Below are 19,319 nucleotides of genomic sequence, written 5' to 3'. Positions count from 1 at the left end.
GCCCAGGGGCGCGGGGAACTGCGCGACCAGCCACAGCGGGCCCGCAGACGAACGGGGTCCGGGGGCGGAGCCCCCGGGGAAACGGGGTCACGCCGCCTCCCGGTCCGCCGCCATCCCCGCCGCATCCAACCGCGCCGTCCCCACGATCAGATCCGCCCCGCCGAACTCCGGGTCGTTCAGCTGCGTGCCGTCGTCGACGGCGAAGAGCAGGCGCTCCTCGCCCTGGCGATAGGCCGTACCGACCGGGGGGCTCGCCGCGTGGACGGCGAGGAGGGCGACGAGGTAGGGCAGGTCGGGGTCGCGGCCGCGGGCCTCGGCGAGCAGGCCCGAGAGGCGGCGCGGGGCGTCGTGCTCCAGGTCGAGCAGCTCCATCGCCGCCGCCAGCTGCTCCTCGCTGAAGCGGCTGTCGTCCGGCGTGGCGATCAGATCGGGCTCGGGCATCTCGGCCCCGAGGTGCTCCCGCTCTATCGGAGGCGTCAGAAGTATGTCGACGAGGTCGGCCACCCGCACCGAGACGGGCGTGCGCAGCCCCGTCCCGCGCGCGAAGAACGCGTCCGTGACCCGCGACGCCTGCTCCACCGGCAGCGGCAGCAGCGGCGCGACCAGCTGCCCGTACAGGTCGAGGCCGGTCCGGGCGGCCGGGCGCGCGAACGCCTGGCGGTCCTGCTCGGCGCGGAACAGCGGCCCGGCCTCCAGGAGGCGCGACTGCAACTGCGTGTGGCGGCGGATGCAGTCCTTGACGATGTCGACGAGCTCCGCGGCCCGCCGCTTGTTCTCGGGCTCCTCCGCCTCGTCCCGGGCCTTGCGGATGTTGGTGAGGATCGCGTTCTCGTGGCGGTAGCGGTCGGCGACGTGGTCCAGCGCCTCCGCGATCATGTCCGGGACCGCGTTGAGCCAGTCGACCGCGCGCACATTGCGCCGGGTCGCCTCCAGGGTGCGGCGGAGCGTCTCCGCGTACTGCACGGTCCGGTAGCGGGCCTGTTCGGCGGCGAGCTGGGCGTCGGCGAGGCGGCCGCGGCTGATCAGCACCTCCAGCTTCACCTCGGCGGCGATCTGGGCGCTGGTGACGTCCGTGTCGAGCGCGCCCACCAGCACGTTCACGGCCTCGTCCGTGGTGCGGAGGTAGACGCTGCCGCCGTAGCCCGGGACCTCTTCGATCAGTTTGAAGTCGTAGTCCCGGCGGACGTAGACCCCGTCCGGGCTGAAGGTGCCGTACACCGCGCGGAAGCCGCGGTCCACGCTGCCGACGTTGATCAGGTTCTCCAGGACCCAGCGGGCCACCCGCTCGTGCTCGGCGGCCGGGCGGCCGGGTGCCTGGGCGGCGACGCGCGGGATCAGCCGGGCCACGATCTGCTCGTGGTCGGCGCCCGTGTCGAAGTCCATGTTCAGCGTGACGAGGTCGATCGAGGCGAGGGCGACCTCCGCCATCGCGTACACCGAGTACTCACCCGCGAGGTTGGCCTTGCGCACGTCCAGGTCGTGCAGCGGGGCGGTGCACGCGAGCGCGCGCAGCCTGCGCGCCAGCCCCTCGTCGGCGGCCGGGCCCGGTGCCGGGCGCGGCCCCGCGCTGAGCTGGGGCGGAACGGGTTCCGTCGAGGCAGGCGAAGTCACGCTGCACAGATTAGGTCCTCACACTGACAACGGTCGAAACGGCGCAGATACGACCGCCGGGCGGCCACCGCGCACCTCCGCCCGGCGGGCACCCCGATCCGGGCCGGCACCCCTGCTGGACCGCCCCGCCGGCTACTCGGCCTCCGCCACCAGCCCCGCGTACGCCTTGACCAACTGCCTGCGGGAGTCGTCGAGATAGTCCGCCAGCGACCGGGCCGCCCCGGTCCGGTCGCCCGCCCGCAGCGCTTCCAGAATCTCCCGGTTCCGTATGAGATAGGGCTGATGGAGCCGTTTCGGGTCGTCCACCACATGGAAGGCGAGCCGCAGTTCGGCCAGCACCCCGCGCATCAGCTCGTCCGTGCGCGCGCTGCCCGCCAGGGCCACCAGCTCCCGGTGGAAGTGGATGTTGGCGGTGGAGACGCCCTTCCAGTCGTGGCGGCGGGCCGCCCCCTCCCCGTCCGCCACCGCCCTGTCCAGCGCCTCCAGGGCGTACGGCGCTTCGCCGAGGCCCTGGACGACGGCGCACTCGACCAGGCGGCGGGTGCGGTAGATGTCCTCGACGTCCCCGACCGCCAGGATCCGTACGAACACCCCGCGGTTGAGCTCGTGGACCAGCAGCCGCTCATGGGTCAGCAGCCGGAACGCCTCGCGCAGCGTGTTGCGCGAGACCCCGAGCGCCTTGCCGATGGCGTCCTCCGCGAGGCGTTCACCCGGGGGGAAATAGCCCTCCGCGACACGGGTGCGAAGAATGTCCGCGACCCGCTCGGCCGTACTGGTGCGGCCGAGCAGCGGGCGGTCGTCCGCCAGCCCGCCGACCTCGGACTCCGTCGTCCCCACGGCATCCTCACTCCCCCGCCGGACTCCCGGCGACGCACTGCGCCCATCGTAGAAGAACGGGCCCGCGCGACTCTTGTCGGATCGTTCAACAATCCTCTACGTTGAGCGTCACCGCAGAGCCCCCCCCACCACCCCCTCCGCTCTCGACCGCACCCTCCCCCCTCCCCCTGCGAGGTGCAGATGAGCACGACCCAGGCCCAGCCGAGGCAGGACGAACTCCCCGGCAGCGGCGGCCCGTTCGGCTGGCTGCGCGACCTCGGCCCGCGCGGCCGGCGCGCCTTCGGCGGCGCGTTCGGGGGCTACGCCCTCGACTCCTACGACTACTTCACGCTGCCGCTGAGCATGGTCGCGATCGGTGCGTACTTCGGCCTCGACCACGGCCAGACCGCGCTGCTCACCACCGTGACGCTGGTGGTCTCGGCCGTAGGCGGCGCGCTCGCCGGGATCCTGGCGGACCGCATAGGCCGGGTGAAGGCGTTGATGATCACGGTGATCACCTATGCGGTGTTCACCGTGGCCTGCGGCTTCGCGCCCACGTACGAGACGCTGATGGTCTGCCGCGCCCTCCAGGGCTTCGGCTTCGGCGGCGAGTGGGCGGTCGGCGCGATCCTGGTGGCCGAGTACGCCTCGGCCAAGGAGCGCGGCCGGACCCTGGGCGCCGTGCAGAGCGCCTGGGCGGCGGGCTGGGCGCTGGCCGTCCTCGTCTACACGCTGGTCTTCCACTACGTGGACCAGGACACGGCCTGGCGGGTGATGTTCTGGACGGGCGCCCTGCCCGCGCTCCTGGTGATCTACATCCGGCGCCACGTCAGCGACGCGCCCGAGGCCGCCGAGCGGCGCGCGAGCGGCGCCGGGCGCGGCTCCTTCACCGCCATCTTCAAGAAGGACCTGCTGCGCGCCACGTTCTTCGCCACGCTGCTCTCCACCGGCGTCCAGGGCGGCTACTACACGCTCGCCACCTGGGTCCCGACGTATCTGAAGACCGAGCGGGGCCTGACCGTCGTCGGCACCGGCGGCTATCTGACGTTCCTGATCTCCGGCGCCTTCCTCGGCTACCTCACCGGCGGGGTGCTCAGCGACCGGCTCGGGCGCAAGCGGAACATCCAGCTCTTCGCCGTGCTGTCCGCGCTCTGCATCCTGGTGTACACCCACATCCCGTCCGGGGCGAACACCCTGCTGCTCGTCCTCGGCTTCCCGCTGGGCTTCTGCATGTCGGCGATCTTCAGCGGGTTCGGCTCCTTCCTGAGCGAGCTCTACCCGACGGCGGTCCGCGGCACGGGCCAGGGCTTCACGTACAACAGCGGCCGGGCCGTCGGGGCCTTCCTGCCCACCTTCGTGGGCTATCTCTCCGACAGCTGGGGCGTGGGCGGCGCGCTCGCCCTCGGCGCGGTCGGTTACGCGCTTGCCGTCGTGGCCCTGTTCGGGCTGCCCGAGACGCGTGGCCAGGAGCTGACATGACGATGATCCCGCCCCTCGTCGACCTCAACGCCGATCTGGGCGAGGGCTTCGGCCGCTGGCGGCTGACCGACGACGAGCAGCTGCTGTCCGTCGTCACCAGCGCCAACGTGGCCTGCGGCTTCCACGCGGGCGACGCGCCCACCATGCGCCGCGTGTGCGCCCTGGCGGCCGAGCGCGGGGTGCGGATCGGCGCCCAGGTCTCCTACCGTGACCTCGCCGGGTTCGGCCGGCGGACCATGGACGTGCCGCCGGACGAGCTCGCGGCCGAGGTCGCCTACCAGATCGGCGCGTTGGAGGTCTTCGCGCGCGCGGCGGGCAGCCGCGTCGCCTACGTCAAGCCGCACGGCGCGCTCTACAACCGCGTCGTCCACGACGAGGAGCAGGCCGCCGCCGTCGTCGAGGGGGTGCGCCTGGCGGGCGGCCTGCTCGCCGTACTCGGGCTGCCCGGCTCCCGCCTGCTGGCGCGCGCCGCGAAGGCCGGACTGCCCGTCGTCAGCGAGGCGTTCGCGGACCGCGCCTACACCTCGCGCGCGACGCTGGTACCGCGCGGCCAGGAGGGCGCGGTCATCACCCACCCGGACGCGGTCGTGGAGCGGTCGCTCTCGCTGGCCAGGACCGGCACGGTGATCGCCGCCACGGGCGAGAGCGTCGAGGTACGCGCGCGTTCGCTCTGTCTGCACGGCGACACCCCCGGCGCCGCCGCCCTGGCCCGCCGGGTCCGCGCCGAGCTGGAGGGCGCGGGCGTGCGGGTGGAGGCGTTCGCGTGAGGCGTGCCCTGGCGATGCGGACCCTCCCGGTGGGCGAACGCGCGCTGCTGGTCGAGCTGGAGAGCGGCGAGGACGCCGAGGCCCTGCACGCCGAGCTGCTGCGCCGCCGCGCCGCCGGAATCCTGCCGCCGGTACGCGAGATCGTCCCGGCGGCCCGCACGGTCCTGCTCGACGGGCTGGACGACCCCGAGCGCCTCGCGGCGCTGCTGCCCGGCTGGCAGGTCGCCCCGCCGCGCGCGGACGCCGGCCCGGCGGTCCGGATCCCGGTCCGTTACGACGGCCCCGACCTGGCGGAGGTCGCGGCGGTGTGGGGCGTCTCGGTGCGGGCGGCGGTACGGATCCACAGCGCGGCCGAGTTCCGGGTGGCCTTCTGCGGGTTCGCGCCCGGCTTCGGCTATCTGACCGGGCTGCCCGAGCAGTACGCGGTGCCCCGGCGCGCCACCCCGAGGACGGCGGTCCCGGCCGGGTCCCTCGCCCTGGCGGGCCCCTACACCGGGGTCTACCCGCGCTCGTCCCCGGGCGGCTGGCAGCTGATCGGCACCACGGACGCCGTGCTCTGGGACCCGGAGCGGGAGCCCGCCGCGCTGCTCGCGCCGGGCACCCGGGTCCGCTTCGTTCCCCGGGGCGCCGTATGACCGACCGGGCCTTCTGCGTGGTGCGGGCCGGGGCGCTCACCTCCGTCCAGGACGAAGGGCGCCCCGGCCACGCCCACCTCGGCGTGCCGCGCTCGGGGGCGCTCGACCTGCCCGCGAGCCGTCTCGCCAACCGGCTGGTGGGCAACCCCGCGGGGGCCGCCGTGCTGGAGACCACGCTGAGCGGCTGCGCGGTGCGCCCCCGCCGGGCCGTCACCGTCGCGGTGACGGGGGCGCCCTGCCCGGTGACCGTCGAGGGGCGCCCGGCGGCCTGGGGCGCGCCGGTGCGGGTCCCCGCCGGGGCCGTCCTGGACATCGCGGCCGCCGTGCGCGGGGTGCGCTCCTATGTGGCGTTCGCCGGGGGCATCGCCGTCGAGCCGGTCCTCGGCAGCCGCTCCACCGATCTGCTCTCGGGCCTGGGCCCGGCGCCGCTCACCGACGGCGCCGTACTGCCCCTGGGGCACCCGGCCGGGCACCACGCGCGCGTGGACGCGGCGCCCGCGCCGGGGCCGCCCGGCGAGCTGGTGCTGCGGATGCTGCCGGGGCCGCGCGCCGACTGGTTCACGCCGGACGCCTTCACCGCCCTCGCGAGCGGCCGCTACCGGGTCTCCTCCGCGAGCAACCGCATCGGCCTGCGCACCGAGGGCCCGGCCCTGGAACGCGCGGTCCACGGCGAGCTGCCCAGCGAGGGCATGGTCCTCGGCGCCGTCCAAGTGCCCCCGGACGGGCGCCCGGTGGTGTTCCTGGCCGACCATCCGACCACCGGCGGCTATCCGGTCGTCGGCGTGGTCGCCGGGACGGACCTCGCCGCCGCCGCGCAGGCCGCGCCCGGCACGCCGCTGCGGTTCGTCCCCGTACGCGGGCCGGTCCCGCGAGCCCGTCAGGAGCCGTAGCCGCCGCCTCCGGGCGTGCGCACGACCAGGACGTCGTCCGGGCCCACCTCGACCGTGTCCACGCCGCCCAGTGGCTCAGCGCGGCCGTCCGCGCGCTCCACCAGGTTCGCGCCGAGCCCGCCCGGCCCGCCGCCCGCCATGCCGTACGGCGGGACGCGCCGGTGGCCGCTCAGCAGGGCGACGGTCATCGGTTCCAGGAAGCGGATCCGGCGCTCCACCCCGCACCCGCCGCTCCACCGGCCCTTCCCGCCGCTGCCCTCCCGTACGAAGAAGGCGTCCACGCGCACCGGGAAGCGCCACTCCAGCACCTCCGGGTCGGTCAGGCGCGAGTTGGTCATATGGGTCTGCACGGCGTCCGCCCCGTCGAAGCCGTCGCCCGCGCCCGAGCCGCTGGCCACCGTCTCGTAGTACTGCACCCGGTCGTTGCCGAAGGTGACGTTGTTCATCGTGCCCGAGCCCTCGGCCTGGATCCCGAGGGCGGCGTAGAGCGCGCCGGTGACGGCCTGCGAGGTCTCCACGTTCCCGGCGACCGTCGCGGCCGGATACCGCGGCGCCAGCATCGAGCCCGGCGGCACCCGCACCTCCAGCGGCTTCAGACAGCCGCTGTTGAGCGGGATGTCGTCGTCCACCAGCGTCCGGAACACATAGAGGACCGCCGCCATCACCACCGACCTCGGCGCGTTGAAGTTGCCGGGCTGCTGCGGCGAGGTGCCGGTGAAGTCCAGTACGGCGGCGCGCTCCGCGCGGTCCACGGTGACCGCGACCCGGATGACGGCGCCGGCGTCCGTCTCGTACGTGTACGAGCCGTCGTCCAGCCGCGCCACGATGCGCCGCACCGACTCCTCGGCGTTGGCCTGCACATGCCCCATGTAGGCCTGGACGACGTCGGTGCCGAACTCCTCGGTCATGCGCCGCAGTTCGGCGATGCCCTTCTCGTTGGCGGCGATCTGGGCGCGCAGGTCGGCGAGGTTGGTGTCGGGGTCGCGCGAGGGGTGGGCGGCGCCGGTCAGCAGCTCCCGCGTCTCGGCCTCGCGCAGCCGTCCGTCCCGCACCAGCAGCCAGTTGTCGAAGAGCACGCCCTCCTCGTCGACGGTCCGGCTGAAGGCGGGCATGGAGCCGGGGGTGATGCCGCCGATCTCGGCGTGGTGGCCGCGCGAGGCCACCAGGAAGCGCAGCTCGCCGCCCTCGAATGCCGGGGTGACCACGGTGACGTCGGGAAGGTGGGTGCCGCCGTGGTACGGGTCGTTGATGGCGTAGACGTCGCCGGGCCGCATGGTGGCCTCGTTGCGGCGCAGCACCTCCTTGATGGACTCGCCCATGGAGCCCAGGTGCACCGGGATGTGCGGGGCGTTGGCGATCAGGTTGCCCTCGGCGTCGAAGAGCGCGCAGGAGAAGTCGAGGCGCTCCTTGATGTTGACGGAGTGGGCGGTGTTCTCCAGGCGTACGCCCATCTGCTCGGCGATCGCCATGAAGAGGTTGTCGAAGACCTCCAGCATCACGGGGTCGACGTCCGTGCCGAGGGCGGTGCGGCCGGGGCGGGGGCGCACCCGGGTGAGGAGCAGATGCCCGAGGTCGCCGGCGGCGGCCTGCCAGCCGTCGTCCACCACGGTGGTGGCGTCGGCCTCGGCGACGATCGCGGGTCCGGTGACGGTGTCGCCGGGCCGCAGGGCGGCGCGCCGGTGGAGCGGGACCTGCCGGCGCTCGCCCGCCACGAACATGTCCACGGTGACCGAGGGGCCGCTCGCGTCCTCGCGCGCGTACTCCTCGGCCTCGAGGGCGCCGTGCGGCCCGGCGGTGCCGACCGCCTCCACCGAGACCGCCTCCACGACCAGCGGCTTGTCCATGGTGAAGGCGTACCGCGCGCGGTGTTCGCGCGTGAACGCCTCCTTCATGGCGTCCGCCGAGTCCAGGGCGACCGGCAGGCTCGCGTCCGTACCGGCGTAGCGCAGCAGGACGCGCGCGTGGGTGGTGATCGCCTCGTCGGGGACGCTGTCGGCGCGCAGTTCGCCACGCGTGCGTGCCGCGAGTTCCCCGCACAGCTCGCGCACCCGCCCGGCCGCGCCCTCGTCGAGCTCCTCCTCCACCGACTGCTCGCGCATCGCGGTCGCGTCCGCGAGGCCGATCCCGTACGCGGAGAGGACCCCGGCCAGCGGCGGTACGAGGACGGTGTCGACGCCGAGCGCGTCGGCGACCGCGCAGGCGTGCTGGCCGCCCGCGCCGCCGAAGCTGGTCAGCGCGTAACGGGTGATGTCGTGGCCGCGCTGCACGGAGATCTTCTTGACCGCGTTCGCCATGTTGAGCACGGCGATCTCCAGGAACCCGGCGGCGACCTCCTCGGGGGTGCGCCCGCCGCCGGTGCGCCCGGCCAGCTCGGTGAACCGCTCCCGTACCGCCTCGGCGTCCAGCGGCTGGTCGCCCTCGGGGCCGAACACGGCGGGGAAGTGGGCGGGCTGGATCCGGCCGAGCATCACATTGGCGTCGGTGACCGTCGGCGGGCCGCCGCGCCGGTAGCAGGCGGGGCCCGGGACCGCGCCCGCCGAGTCGGGGCCGACCCGGTAGCGCCGGCCGTCGAAGTGGAGCACCGAGCCACCGCCCGCGGCCACGGTGTGGATGTCCATCATCGGGGCGCGCATCCGCACCCCGGCCACCTGGGTGGCGAAGTCCCGCTCGAAGGCGCCCGCGTAGTGCGAGACGTCGGTGGAGGTGCCGCCCATGTCGAAGCCGATCACGCGCGCGTGGCCGGCCTGGCCGGAGGTGCGGGCCATGCCGACCACCCCGCCGGCCGGGCCGGAGAGCACCGCGTCCTTGCCCCGGAAGTGCGCGGCCTCCCGCAGCCCGCCGTTGGACTGCATGAACATCAGCCGTACGCCGTCGAGTTCGCCGGCGACCTCGTCGACATAGCGCCGCAGGATCGGCGAGAGGTAGGCGTCCACCACGGTGGTGTCGCCGCGCGGCACCAGCTTGATGAGCGGGCTCACCTCGTGCGAGCAGCTGACCTGGGTGAAGCCGAGCGCGCGGGCGGCGTCGGCGACGGCCAGCTCGTGGTCCGGGTGGCGGTAGCCGTGCATCAGGACGACGGCGGCGGCGCGAAAGCCCTCCGCGTGGGCGGCCCGCAGCCGCTCGGTGACGTCCGCGAGGTCGAGCGGGCGGACGACGGCGCCGTGCGCGTCGACCCGCTCGGCGACCTCGACGACCCGCTCGTACACCGCCTCCGGCAGCACGATGTGCCGGTCGAACAGGCGCGGCCGGTTCTGGTAGGCGATGCGCAGGGCGTCCCGGAAGCCCTCGGTGACGACCAGGACGGTCGGCTCGCCGCGTCGCTCCAGGAGGGCGTTGGTGGCGACCGTGGTGCCCATCTTGACCACCGAGACGCGGTCGGCCGGGACCGGCTCGTCGGGCCCGAGGCCCAGCAGCAGCCGGATCCCGGCGACCGCGGCGTCGCGGCCGCGCTCCGGGTCGTGGGACAGGAGCTTGCGGCTGACCAGGCGTCCGTCGGGCCGTCTGCCCACCACGTCGGTGAAGGTGCCGCCGCGGTCGATCCAGAACTCCCAGCGCCCGGTCATCCCTCCATTGTGGCAAGGGGGCCCGGGCCAGGGGGCGCACCGGCGCCCGCGAGCGCGGCGCGGGGCACCGCCGCGTCGCGGGCCACCGCGCCGGGCGGCCGGCGGGGTGCAGGGGGGACAGCGTGGCTCTGGGGCAGCGCTCGCGGCGGACGGCGTCCGCGGCTCATATCGCCGGTGCGTCGGGGCCCATCCGGTTGTGGATGGCGCTCTGGACCTCGGCCTCCTCGGCCGGGTCGTCGGCGAGGCGCCGCAGCCGCTCCGCCACGCGCGCGTCGACGAGCTCGGCGTACTGCGCGGCCACTTCGCGCGTGGTCTCCTCGCAGTCCCACAGGCACTCGACGGCGAAGCCGGCGGCGAAGGAGGGGTCGGTGGCGGCGAGCGCGCGGGCGGTGCGACCGCGCAGCTCGGAGGAGGCGGTCTCGCGGTAGAGGTGCCTCAGTACGGGGGCGGCGCAGCCGATGCCGAGCCGTCCCGCCCCGTCGACGAGGGGGCGCAGCAGGGGCGCGTCGGGCCCCTCGGAGCGCACGCACTCGCGCAGCGCGCCCAGCACCAGCTGGGCGTCGTCGGCCTCGCCCCGGCAGGCGAGGACGCCCGCGGCGGCGGCGCCGAGCGCGTCGGGCCGGTGCACCCAGCCGCGCGCCCGGTCGACGGCCTCGGGCCCGCACATCCGCTCGAAGGCGTGGACGGCGGCCTCGGCCACGGTGCGGGAGCCGGCGCCGACGGCGGCCTCGATGAGGTCGAGGACGCGGGGGTCGCGTGACTCGGTGAGGTAGTGCAGGGCGGCGCAGCGGGCGCCGTCCGCGCCGGCGCGCGCGGCCTCGACGATGGTGTCGCGGTCGTCGGGTCCGGCGACCGCCCCCAGGCAGCGGGCGGCGGGCAGGGTGAGGTCGGCGCCGCGCTCCAGGCCCTCCTGGGCCCAGTCGAAGACGGCCTGGACGCTCCAGCCGGGGCGGGGCCCGGACGGCCTCAGCTGCCGCTGCCAGCGGTCGAAGGACCCGGCTTCCTGGGCGGCGCGCACCCGGGCGCCGACCGCGTCCCGGGTGTCCTCGGCCCACAGCCGCCAGGGCCGGGGCTCGAAGGCGTCGCGGACGGTGGCGGCCAGTTCCGCGTCGCCCTCGGGGGTGCTCGGGAAGCGGGCGAGGACGGGTTCGGCGAGGCCGCGCAGCCCGGCGTCGTCGTCACGCAGCGCGAGCTCGTCCAGGGCCCAGCCCCAGTTGGCGCCGCCCACGGCGTAGCGCCGCAGCAGCCCGAGCGCGTCCTGCCTGCCGTAGGAGGCGAGGTGGCCGAGGACCGCGAGGGCGAGGCCGGTGCGGTGCTCGTCGGCGTCGAGGACGTCCTCGGCGCTGAAGAGATGGGCCTCGATCTCGTCGAGTCCGCCGTCGAGATCCAGGTAGAGCCGCGCGTAGTACAGGGAGCGGTTCTCCACCTGCCAGTCGTGGCGGGGGTCGCTCAGTACACAGTGGTTCAGGGCCGCCAGGGCCTCTGGGCGCGGGGCGGCGAGCGCGTGCAGGGTGCCGTCGCCGCGGCCCCGCTGCAGCAGGCCGAGCAGCGTACCGCTCGGCGCTATGACCGGATCAAACATGGAAGTAGCCTCACATCAAGCTGTCGACGCAACCGGGATTCGTGCCGTGCCCTAGTAGGCCGCGCGCCAACATGTTCGGCCGTCCGCCGTCTTCCGCTTGCTGTGAGTCATCTTCCTGCCTCTCTTCGTGTCCCCCGATGTAAGGACCCTGCCCCTGGTGAAGGGGCTCGTCGTCATGATGACCCAGGCATTTCGCCACCGCGACCACATTTACGAGCCCGTCTCACCAGGTACGCAGCGGGCACCCGGCACAAACCTCAGCGGTCGCCGAGGAGTGCGATCAGTTCCGTCTTGCCGAACATCCGCGCGGTGTCGAGCGCGGACGGCGTGCCGGCGGAAGGATCGGCTCCGCCTGCCAGCAGCGCCTTCACGACCGCGTCCTCGCCCTTGAAGACGGCGCCCGCGAGCGGGGTCTGGCCCCGGTCGTTGGCGCGGTCGGCGTCGGCGCCGCGCGCGAGGAGCGCGGCGACCGCGTCCGCGTGCCCGTGGTAGGCGGCGAGCATGACGAGCGTGTCGCCCTTGTCGTTGGTGAGGTCGGGCGAGACCCCGGCGTCGAGGTACGCGGCGAGCGCCTCGGCGTCCCCCTGGCGGGCCAGATCGAAGATCCTGCCCGCCAGCTCGACCACCTCGGGATCGAGGGCATCGCTCATCGCCTGAACCGCCTTCCGTCGTGTGCCGGCGCTCCTCGGAACGCCTGTGACCTGGCCCGGACGGCACCGGGGCCGTACGAGTGAATCGACAGGGTACTGCCCCTCGCGCGACATGGTTCGGTGCGCCCGGGGCAAAGCTCACGGCGAGTGACGACATCCGACCCGTCGGCCGCACAGTGTCCCTGCCGCAGCCGGGTTTTCTGTCCGCCACTCCAGTGAAAATCAGAGAATTTCACCCGATTGCAGCTTTTATCACATAGATACTTCCTGTGATCCTGGAAGAACTCATGGTGACTGTCCCCATCAACCAGGAGAACTCCTCATGATCCTGTCCATCTCAGGCGTCGTCCTGCTCGGAATCATCGTCTTCCTCTTCTTCCGGAAAGACGGTCTGAAGGCGTCGCACGCCATGGTCTGCGCCCTCTTCGGCTTCTACCTCGCGGGCACCGCGATCGCCCCGAGCATCAAGGCCGGCGGCCAGAGCCTGGCCAGCCTGCTGGGCGGGATCAAGTTCTGACCTCCCGCAGTCCCGACCACCCCCTCAGGAGACCGACGTGGCCCGGCGACCACTCCCCCGCATTCTGAGCAGCACGAGCGTGCCGATCGCCCGCAGCCGCGAGATCGCGCGCACGGCCGCCGACAGCGCCACCGACGTCCTCCATCCGCTCATCACGATCAGCCGCGGTCTGCGGCTGATCGCCGCCGCCCTCGGCGGCAGGTGGACCGCGACGCCCAAGGAGCGGCGTGGTCCCGCGCTGTTCCTGGTGGCGGCCGTCGTCCTGGTGGTCGCGCTCATCCCGTACGGGCCGCTGCTCGCCCTGATCACGGTGATGGCCGCGGCCGCCTGGAAGGGCCGCGAGCGCGTCCCCGTCAAGACCGGCCCCGACGAGGCCGAGCTCGGCCGCCTCCAGGCGCTCTACGAGGCGCTCGTGCCGTACTTCTCGGTGCCGGAGGACCCGAGCCCCCTCTTCGCCCACGGCGGCAACTGGGCGGGCGCCTTCAGCGAGTACGAGTTCGACGACGCCGGCCGGCTCACCCATCTGCTCATCCGCTACCCGGCGTACTTCACGGACGGCGAGCCCGAGGCGCGCGCCCGTATCGAACAGCTGCTGCACACCAAGTCCGGGCGCGGCCGGGAGTACCGGTTCGAGTGGGACGAGGAGGGCAACCAGCTGGTCCTGCGCGTGCTCGACGCGCTCTCCACCGCGATCGCCGCCCAACGGTTCGTCGCCGGGCCCGGCGAGACGGTGCTGGGGTTCACCGACGCCGACGCGGTGCAGCGCACGATGCCGGTCGCCGAGGGCGAGGACGTCCGGGACGCGCCGCCGGTCGTCTGGCGCACCGGGCCGCGCTCCACCGAGCCGCATCTGCTGGCCGTCGGCGAGCCCGGCAGCGGCACCACGACGCTGCTGCGCTCCATCGCCCTCCAGGCCCTCCAGCACGGCGACGTGCTCGTGGTGGAGGGCAGCGGCACCGGTGAGTACGCGTGTCTGGCCGGGCGCCGGGGCGTGCTCGCCGTCGAGTGCGGCCTCGCCGGGGCGCTGGCCACCCTGGAGTGGGCCGCGCACGAGACCGAGCGCCGCCTCATCGCCGCCAACCGCGCCCGCCAGGCGGGCCACCCGACCCCCGACGACATCAAGCGGCCGCTGTGGATCCTGCTGGACCGGCCGAGCGTCTTCGGGCACCTGGCCGCCGCCGACGGGCGCCCCGACCCCCAGCAGCTGCTCCAGACCCCGCTGCGGCACGGGCGGGCGGCCGGGGTGACCGTGGTGGTCGCCGAGCAGTTCGACGGCCTGGAGGCGCTGACCGAGCCGGTACGCACGCACACCCGCGCGCGCGTGGTGCTGGGCCCGGCCACCATGGCCCGGGCCGAGTGGGTCCTCGGCGTCCCGCCGCACACCACCCCGACCGCCGCGGTCCCGCCCGGCCGCGGCTACGCCCGGCTCGGGACCGGGCCCGTCCTGCGCCTCCAGGTCCCGGCGACACCGGACCCGTACGACGACGCCACCAGCGAACAGCACCGCCAGGCGGTCCTGGAGCTGCTCCCGGAACGCGACCTGCCGGTGGAGGCGGCGCCCCGGCCGGAGGCGGTCCCGGCGGAGGGCTGAGGGGGACGGCCGGTCAGGACGTGCTCGCGCCCTCCCCCTCCCACCGGGGGACGGCCGGTCGAGCCCTGCTCGCGCCCCCGCCCCTCTCTCTCACACCACGCTCAGGCCACGAACGTACGTGGCGACTCGCCCCCCGAGCTCGCCCCCTTCTCCACCAGCCGCGCCGCCGCCGCGAGCCGGGCCGCGGCCTCCTCGGCGACGGGACCGCTCACCGTGAAGGGGAGGCGCACATATCCCTCGAAGGCGCCGTCCACGCCGAACCGGGGGCCCGAGGGCACCCGTACGCCGACCCGCTCGCCCACCTCCGCCAGACGTGAGCCGGAGACTCCCCCGGTGCGCACCCAGAGCGTGAGTCCGCCCACCGGCACGTCGAACTCCCACTCCGGCAGCTCCCGGCGCACCGCGGTGACCAGCGCGTCGCGGTTCTCCCGGGCCTGGGTGCGGCGCAGGTCGACGGCCTGCTCCCAACCGCCGGTGGCCATCAGCCAGTTCACGGCGAGCTGCTCCAGGACCGGGGTGCCGAGGTCGGCGTAGGCGCGGGCCGCGACCAGGGAGCGGATGACGTCGGGGGCCGCGCGCACCCAGCCGATGCGCATGCCCGCCCAGAACGCCTTGCTGGCCGAGCCCACGGTCAGCACGGTCGCGCCCGCCGGGTCGAAGGCGCAGACGGGGCGGGGCATGTCGACGTCCTCGTCCAGCCACAGCTCCGACATGGTCTCGTCGACCACCAGCACGGTGCCGGCCGAGCGGGCGGCGTCCACCAGGGCGCGCCGCTGGTCCTCGTCGGCCAGCGCGCCCGTCGGGTTGTGGAAGTCGGCGACGACATAGGCGAGCCGGGGCGCGGAGTCGCGCAGCACCTGGCGCCACAGGGGCAGGTCCCAGCCGGTCAGCCCCTCGGCCATGGCGACCGGCACCAGCCGGGCCCCGGCCTCGCGCATCAGCTGGAGGATGTTGGCGTACGAGGGCGACTCGACGGCGATCCGCTCGCCGCGCCCGGCGAACAGATGGCAGATGGCGTCGATGGCGCCCATCGCCCCGGTGGTGACCATGATCTGTTCGGGCATGGTCGGGATGCCACGCGCGGTGTAGCGCTCCGCGAGCATCTGGCGCAGCGCGGGCAGCCCGGCCGGGTAGTCGCCGTGGGTGTGCGCGTACGGCGGCAGCTCCTCCAGGGCGCCCTGGACCGCACGGGTCAGCCAGGGCTCGGGCGCGGGCAGCGCCGCGCACCCCAGGTCGATCATGGAGCCCAGCGACTCCGGCGGCAGCGGCTCCAGCCCGCGCGCGGGCAGCGGGTTGCCCGCCGGCACCGCCGTCCAGCTGCCGGCGCCCCGGCGGGACTCCAGGAAGCCCTCGCCGCGCAGCGCCTCGTAGGCGGCGGCGACCGTGGTGCGGCTGACGGACAGCGCCAGCGCCAGCTCCCGCTCGGCGGGCAGGCGCGCGGCCACCGGCACCCGCCCTTCGAGGACGAGCAGCCGGATCCCGTCGGCCAGCGCCCGGTAGGCGGGCGGCTTGCGGGTGCCCGCCGGGCGGGGCTGCTGCTGGGCGTTGAGCTGACGGGCGAGCTGTGCCGGCCCGACCGCCGAGGTCCACTGCGCCATGGAAGTCAGTCCACCTTCCCCGAATTGGCCATGGTTGGGAGGGGTTTCCCAGCCACAGAGTGTCATGCGCCAGTCCATTACCACCAGACAGGGGGCGCTCACGTGTCCACGCACCTCACCCGGAGGCTGCTCCAGCTCTACGTCGGTCTCACGCTGTACGGGGTGAGCTCGGCGCTGCTGGTGCGCAGCGGCCTCGGGCTCGAACCGTGGGGCGTGTTGCACCAGGGGATCGCCGAGCGCACCGGGCTGACCATCGGGGTCGTCTCGATCATCGTGGGCGCGCTGGTGCTGCTGCTCTGGATCCCGCTCCGGCAGCGCCCGGGCCTGGGCACGGTCTCCAACGTCTTCGCCATCGGCATCGCCATGGACTCCACGCTCGCCCTGGTGCCGGACGCGCACGGCTGGGCCGTGCGGATCCCGCTGCTGGCCGGCGGGATCCTGTTCAACGGCGTGGCGACCGGCCTGTACATCTCGGCGCGGTTCGGGCCCGGCCCGCGCGACGGTCTGATGACCGGGCTGCACCGGCTCACCGGCCGCTCGATCCGGCTGGTGCGCACCTCGATCGAGGTGGCGGTCGTGGTGACCGGCTTCCTGCTCGGCGGCTCGCTGGGCGTCGGCACGGTCGCCTACGCCCTCGCCATCGGCCCGCTCGCCCAGCTCTTCCTGCGGGTGTGCGCGATCCCTGAGGCGGCGCAGGCCCAGGAGGCCCCGGCCCCCGTCGCGGAGCCCGCCGCCCCGGGGGCGCCCGCGCAGGCGATACTGCCCGGGTGACTCGCGTACGCCACCCCTATCTGGACCACCCGACGCCGATCGCCTTCGCGCACCGCGGCGGGGCGGCCGACGGCATCGAGAACACCGCGGCCGCCTTCGGGCGGGCCGCGGCGGCCGGTTTCCGCTACTTCGAGACGGATGTGCACACCACCGTGGACGGCCGGCTCGTCGCCTTCCACGACTCCACGCTCGACCGGGTCACCGACGCCGTCGGCCGGATCGCCGACCTGCCGTGGGGCGAGGTGGCGCAGGCCCGGGTCGCGGGCCTGGAGCCGCTGCCGCTCTTCGAGGAGCTCCTGGAGGCGTTCCCCGAGGCCCGCTGGAACATCGACCTCAAGGCCGAGTCCGCGCTCGTGCCCCTGGTGGACCTGATCCGCCGGACCGGCTCCTGGGACCGGGTGTGCGTCGGGTCCTTCTCGGAGGCCCGGGTGGCCCGGGCCGCGAAGCTGGCGGGCCCGCGCCTGGCCACCTCGTACGGGGTGCGGGGCGTGGCCGCCCTGCGGCTGCGCTCGCTGGGGCTGCCGGCGCCGCTGCGCCGGGGCGCGGTGTGCGCGCAGGTGCCCGAGGCGCAGCACGGGATCCCGGTGGTGGACCGCCGCTTCGTGCGGACCGCGCACGCCCTGGGCCTGCAGGTGCACGTATGGACAATCAATGATCCCGATCGGATGACGAGACTCCTGGACCTCGGCGTCGATGGCATCATGACCGATCATCTGGAGACGCTGCGCACGGTACTGACCGACCGGGGAACCGGGTTCTGACACCCGGCGCGCGCCCACGGTACGAGCGAAAGGGCGCGGGGTTTGTCCGCCGAGACCATGGGCCGGGCCGCCGCACAGGCGGCGCCGGACGCCGACCGCCGCCGCGAGCAACGCGGCTGGTACTTCTACGACTTCGCGTGCTCGGTCTACTCCACGACCGTCCTGACGGTCTTCCTCGGTCCTTACCTGACGGCGATCGCCAAGGACGCCGCCGACGCGGACGGTTTCGTGCACCCGCTGGGCGTCCCGGTGCGCGCCGGGTCCCTCTTCGCGTACGCGGTGTCCGCCTCGGTGGTCCTCGCGGTGGTCCTGATGCCGGTGGTGGGCGCCGCGGCGGACCGCACCGGCCGCAAGAAGCCGCTGCTGGCGGCCGCCGCCTACACCGGGGCCGCGGCGACGGCGGGCATGTTCTTCCTGGACGGGCACCGCTATCTGCTGGGCGCGGTGCTGCTGATCGTCGCCAATGCCGCCCTCTCGGTCTCGATGGTGCTCTACAACGCCTATCTGCCGCAGATCGCGGGCCCCGAGGAGCGCGACCGCGTCTCCTCGCGCGGCTGGGCCTTCGGCTACACGGCGGGCGCGTTCGTCCTGGTCCTGAATCTGGTCCTGTACTCGGGCCACGACACCTTCAGGCTCTCCGAGGGCACGGCCGTACGGATCTGTCTGGCCTCGGCCGGGGTGTGGTGGGGCGCCTTCACGCTCGTACCGCTGCGGCGGCTGCGGGACCGGCGCGCGCCCGCCGGACACGCCCCGGCCGAGGGCAGGGTGGGCGCGGGCTGGCGCCAGCTGATCGCGACCCTGCGCGACATGCGCGCCCGCCCGCTCACCCTCGCCTTCCTGGCCGCGTACCTGATCTACAACGACGGCGTGCAGACCGTGATCTCGCAGGCCTCGCTGTACGGCTCGGAGGAGCTGGGGCTCGACCAGAACACCCTGATCGTGGCCGTGCTCCTGGTGCAGGTGCTCGCGGTGGCCGGGGCGCTCGGGATGGGGCGCCTCGCGCAGACCTACGGCGCCAAGCGCACGATCCTGGGCTCGCTGGCGGTGTGGGCGCTGATCCTGGGCACCGGGTACTTCCTGCCCGCCCACTCGCCCGTGCTCTTCTTCGTCTTGGCGGCGGCCATCGGCACGGTCCTCGGCGGCAGCCAGGCGCTGTCGCGGTCGCTTTTCTCACACCTGGTGCCGAGCGGCAAGGAGGCCGAATACTTCTCGGCCTACGAGATGAGCGACCGCGGGCTGAGCTGGCTGGGGCCACTGGTGTTCGGGCTCGCGTACCAGCTGACCGGCAGCTACCGGGATGCCATCATCTCTCTCGTGATCTTCTTCGCGGTGGGCTTCGCGCTGCTCGCCAGGGTCCCGGTGCGGGCCGCCGTGGCGGCCGCGGGGAACCCGGTTCCGGCGCGGATTTAGACGTTGAAGTGAAAGGCCGGTAGTGTACGCCTTTGGCCTGCCAGGCGGACCGTTACTGCGTGCTCAACTAGTGAAGACGCTGGGTGACATCTGCTGCCAGATGTGACAAACCGGGCACTGGTGGGTACAACAAGGGGCGGCACGACGGCGACACATGACCCACAACGGGAATCTTTAACGCCGACCGGACGTTGACCGGATGACGACGACAGCGACACCTGTCCTGTGGGCGACAAGCCCGGGAGGCACGATTCATGAGTGAGCGAGCTCTTCGCGGCACGCGCCTCGTGGTGACCAGCTACGAGACCGACCGCGGCATCGATCTGGCCCCGCGCCAGGCGGTGGAGTACGCATGCGAGAACGGACATCGATTCGAGATGCCGTTCTCGGTGGAGGCGGACATCCCGCCGGAGTGGGAGTGCAAGGCGTGTGGCGCCATGGCACTCCTGGTGGACGGCGAAGGTCCCGAGGAGAAGAAGGGCAAGCCCGCGCGTACGCACTGGGACATGCTCATGGAGCGGCGCACCCGCGAGGAGCTGGAGGAGGTTCTGGCCGAGAGGCTGGAGGTCCTGCGTTCCGGCGCCATGAACATTGCCGTGCATCCGCGCGACAGCCGCAAGTCCGCGTAGGCGCGCGAGCGCGCTTCGACGGAAACCGAAGAGCAGAGGGCCGGTCACA

At 73.9% G+C, this 19,319-nt stretch carries 16 protein-coding genes; 10 read left to right on the top strand and 6 right to left on the bottom strand.

Annotation, left to right across the window (positions count from 1 at the left end):
* Positions 1-87: 87 nt before the first annotated feature.
* The gene (locus ABD236_RS28975) at positions 88-1,611 is read right to left on the bottom strand and encodes a hypothetical protein (protein ID WP_344078646.1); all 1,524 of its coding nucleotides are present in this window, start codon (positions 1,609-1,611) and stop codon (positions 88-90) included.
* A gap of 132 nt (positions 1,612-1,743) precedes the next feature.
* The gene (locus tag ABD236_RS28970; protein ID WP_344078643.1) at positions 1,744-2,448 is read right to left on the bottom strand and encodes a GntR family transcriptional regulator; all 705 of its coding nucleotides are present in this window, start codon (positions 2,446-2,448) and stop codon (positions 1,744-1,746) included.
* Between the two features lie 180 nt (positions 2,449-2,628).
* Here ABD236_RS28970 and ABD236_RS28965 point away from each other — a divergent pair, with 180 nt between their 5' ends.
* From ABD236_RS28965 to ABD236_RS28950, 4 genes are read left to right on the top strand one after another with little or no spacing between them, the layout of a single operon-like run.
* A complete protein-coding gene (locus ABD236_RS28965) occupies positions 2,629-3,906 on the top strand; it encodes an MFS transporter (protein ID WP_344078641.1) in 1,278 nt (425 codons plus the stop codon).
* The gene (locus ABD236_RS28960) at positions 3,903-4,673 is read left to right on the top strand and encodes a LamB/YcsF family protein (protein WP_344078639.1); all 771 of its coding nucleotides are present in this window, start codon (positions 3,903-3,905) and stop codon (positions 4,671-4,673) included. Before ABD236_RS28965 ends, ABD236_RS28960 begins: the two co-directional genes overlap by 4 nt.
* Before the next feature lie 14 nt (positions 4,674-4,687).
* Positions 4,688-5,308 carry a 5-oxoprolinase subunit B family protein gene (locus tag ABD236_RS28955; RefSeq protein WP_344078657.1) on the top strand — a complete coding sequence of 207 codons (621 nt, stop codon included), beginning with the start codon at positions 4,688-4,690 and terminating at the stop codon, positions 5,306-5,308.
* Complete coding sequence (locus ABD236_RS28950) at positions 5,305-6,198, top strand: 5-oxoprolinase subunit C family protein (protein WP_344078637.1); 894 nt, start codon at positions 5,305-5,307, stop codon at positions 6,196-6,198. Before ABD236_RS28955 ends, ABD236_RS28950 begins: the two co-directional genes overlap by 4 nt.
* On the opposite strand, the gene ABD236_RS28945 is transcribed toward ABD236_RS28950, so the two are convergent.
* From ABD236_RS28945 to ABD236_RS28935, 3 genes are all read right to left on the bottom strand, one after another.
* Positions 6,186-9,761 carry a hydantoinase B/oxoprolinase family protein gene (locus ABD236_RS28945; protein WP_344078635.1) on the bottom strand — a complete coding sequence of 1,192 codons (3,576 nt, stop codon included), beginning with the start codon at positions 9,759-9,761 and terminating at the stop codon, positions 6,186-6,188. The two genes, ABD236_RS28950 and ABD236_RS28945, sit on opposite strands and share 13 nt — an antisense overlap.
* 163 nt (positions 9,762-9,924) lie before the next feature.
* The gene (locus ABD236_RS28940) at positions 9,925-11,343 is read right to left on the bottom strand and encodes a Mic19 family protein (RefSeq protein WP_344078632.1); all 1,419 of its coding nucleotides are present in this window, start codon (positions 11,341-11,343) and stop codon (positions 9,925-9,927) included.
* Between the two features lie 257 nt (positions 11,344-11,600).
* A complete protein-coding gene (locus ABD236_RS28935) occupies positions 11,601-11,993 on the bottom strand; it encodes an ankyrin repeat domain-containing protein (RefSeq protein ID WP_344078630.1) in 393 nt (130 codons plus the stop codon).
* 322 nt (positions 11,994-12,315) lie between these two features.
* Here ABD236_RS28935 and ABD236_RS28930 point away from each other — a divergent pair, with 322 nt between their 5' ends.
* Complete coding sequence (locus ABD236_RS28930) at positions 12,316-12,510, top strand: hypothetical protein (protein WP_067155558.1); 195 nt, start codon at positions 12,316-12,318, stop codon at positions 12,508-12,510.
* 37 nt (positions 12,511-12,547) lie between these two features.
* The gene (locus ABD236_RS28925; protein ID WP_344078628.1) at positions 12,548-14,101 is read left to right on the top strand and encodes a hypothetical protein; all 1,554 of its coding nucleotides are present in this window, start codon (positions 12,548-12,550) and stop codon (positions 14,099-14,101) included.
* A 101-nt stretch (positions 14,102-14,202) separates the two neighbouring features.
* Here the strand turns inward: ABD236_RS28925 and ABD236_RS28920 are convergent, their stop codons facing one another.
* Complete coding sequence (locus ABD236_RS28920; RefSeq protein ID WP_344078626.1) at positions 14,203-15,699, bottom strand: SCO1417 family PLP biosynthesis transcription factor; 1,497 nt, start codon at positions 15,697-15,699, stop codon at positions 14,203-14,205.
* A gap of 102 nt (positions 15,700-15,801) precedes the next feature.
* Between ABD236_RS28920 and yczE the strand changes: the two genes are divergently transcribed.
* The 4 genes from yczE (at position 15,802) to ABD236_RS28900 (ending at position 19,270) form a co-directional block, all read left to right on the top strand.
* Positions 15,802-16,470, top strand: coding sequence for a membrane protein YczE (gene yczE, locus ABD236_RS28915; protein WP_344078624.1), 669 nt, complete (start codon positions 15,802-15,804; stop codon positions 16,468-16,470).
* Entirely contained in the window at positions 16,467-17,231 is a 765-nt protein-coding gene (locus ABD236_RS28910) for a glycerophosphodiester phosphodiesterase family protein (RefSeq protein ID WP_344078622.1), read from the top strand. Before yczE ends, ABD236_RS28910 begins: the two co-directional genes overlap by 4 nt.
* A 42-nt stretch (positions 17,232-17,273) precedes the next feature.
* Positions 17,274-18,641 (top strand): MFS transporter, encoded by a 1,368-nt coding sequence (locus ABD236_RS28905; RefSeq protein WP_425543984.1) that lies wholly within the window; start codon positions 17,274-17,276, stop codon positions 18,639-18,641.
* 254 nt (positions 18,642-18,895) lie between these two features.
* Positions 18,896-19,270, top strand: a complete 375-nt coding sequence (locus ABD236_RS28900) for an RNA polymerase-binding protein RbpA (protein ID WP_067155573.1) — start codon at positions 18,896-18,898, stop codon at positions 19,268-19,270.
* The last annotated feature ends 49 nt before the right edge of the window (positions 19,271-19,319 follow it).

Origin of the sequence: Streptomyces crystallinus (assembly GCF_039521265.1) — a bacterium.
In the GTDB taxonomy this organism is placed as follows: Bacteria; Actinomycetota; Actinomycetes; order Streptomycetales; family Streptomycetaceae; genus Streptomyces; species Streptomyces crystallinus.
Note: the sequence above shows the minus strand (reverse complement) of the source record. Positions and strands in the feature narration are given on the sequence as shown.

Bases quoted from the DNA above. Each gene is read 5' to 3' on its own strand.
- ABD236_RS28930 (WP_067155558.1), top strand. From the start codon at position 12,316: ATGATCCTGTCCATCTCAGGCGTCGTCCTGCTCGGAATCATCGTCTTC.
- ABD236_RS28940 (WP_344078632.1), bottom strand. From the start codon at position 11,343: ATGTTTGATCCGGTCATAGCGCCGAGCGGTACGCTGCTCGGCCTGCTG.
- ABD236_RS28945 (WP_344078635.1), bottom strand. From the start codon at position 9,761: ATGACCGGGCGCTGGGAGTTCTGGATCGACCGCGGCGGCACCTTCACC.
- ABD236_RS28965 (WP_344078641.1), top strand. From the start codon at position 2,629: ATGAGCACGACCCAGGCCCAGCCGAGGCAGGACGAACTCCCCGGCAGC.
- ABD236_RS28900 (WP_067155573.1), top strand. From the start codon at position 18,896: ATGAGTGAGCGAGCTCTTCGCGGCACGCGCCTCGTGGTGACCAGCTAC.
- ABD236_RS28935 (WP_344078630.1), bottom strand. From the start codon at position 11,993: ATGAGCGATGCCCTCGATCCCGAGGTGGTCGAGCTGGCGGGCAGGATC.
- ABD236_RS28960 (WP_344078639.1), top strand. From the start codon at position 3,903: ATGACGATGATCCCGCCCCTCGTCGACCTCAACGCCGATCTGGGCGAG.
- ABD236_RS28920 (WP_344078626.1), bottom strand. From the start codon at position 15,699: ATGGCGCAGTGGACCTCGGCGGTCGGGCCGGCACAGCTCGCCCGTCAG.
- ABD236_RS28955 (WP_344078657.1), top strand. From the start codon at position 4,688: ATGCGGACCCTCCCGGTGGGCGAACGCGCGCTGCTGGTCGAGCTGGAG.
- ABD236_RS28950 (WP_344078637.1), top strand. From the start codon at position 5,305: ATGACCGACCGGGCCTTCTGCGTGGTGCGGGCCGGGGCGCTCACCTCC.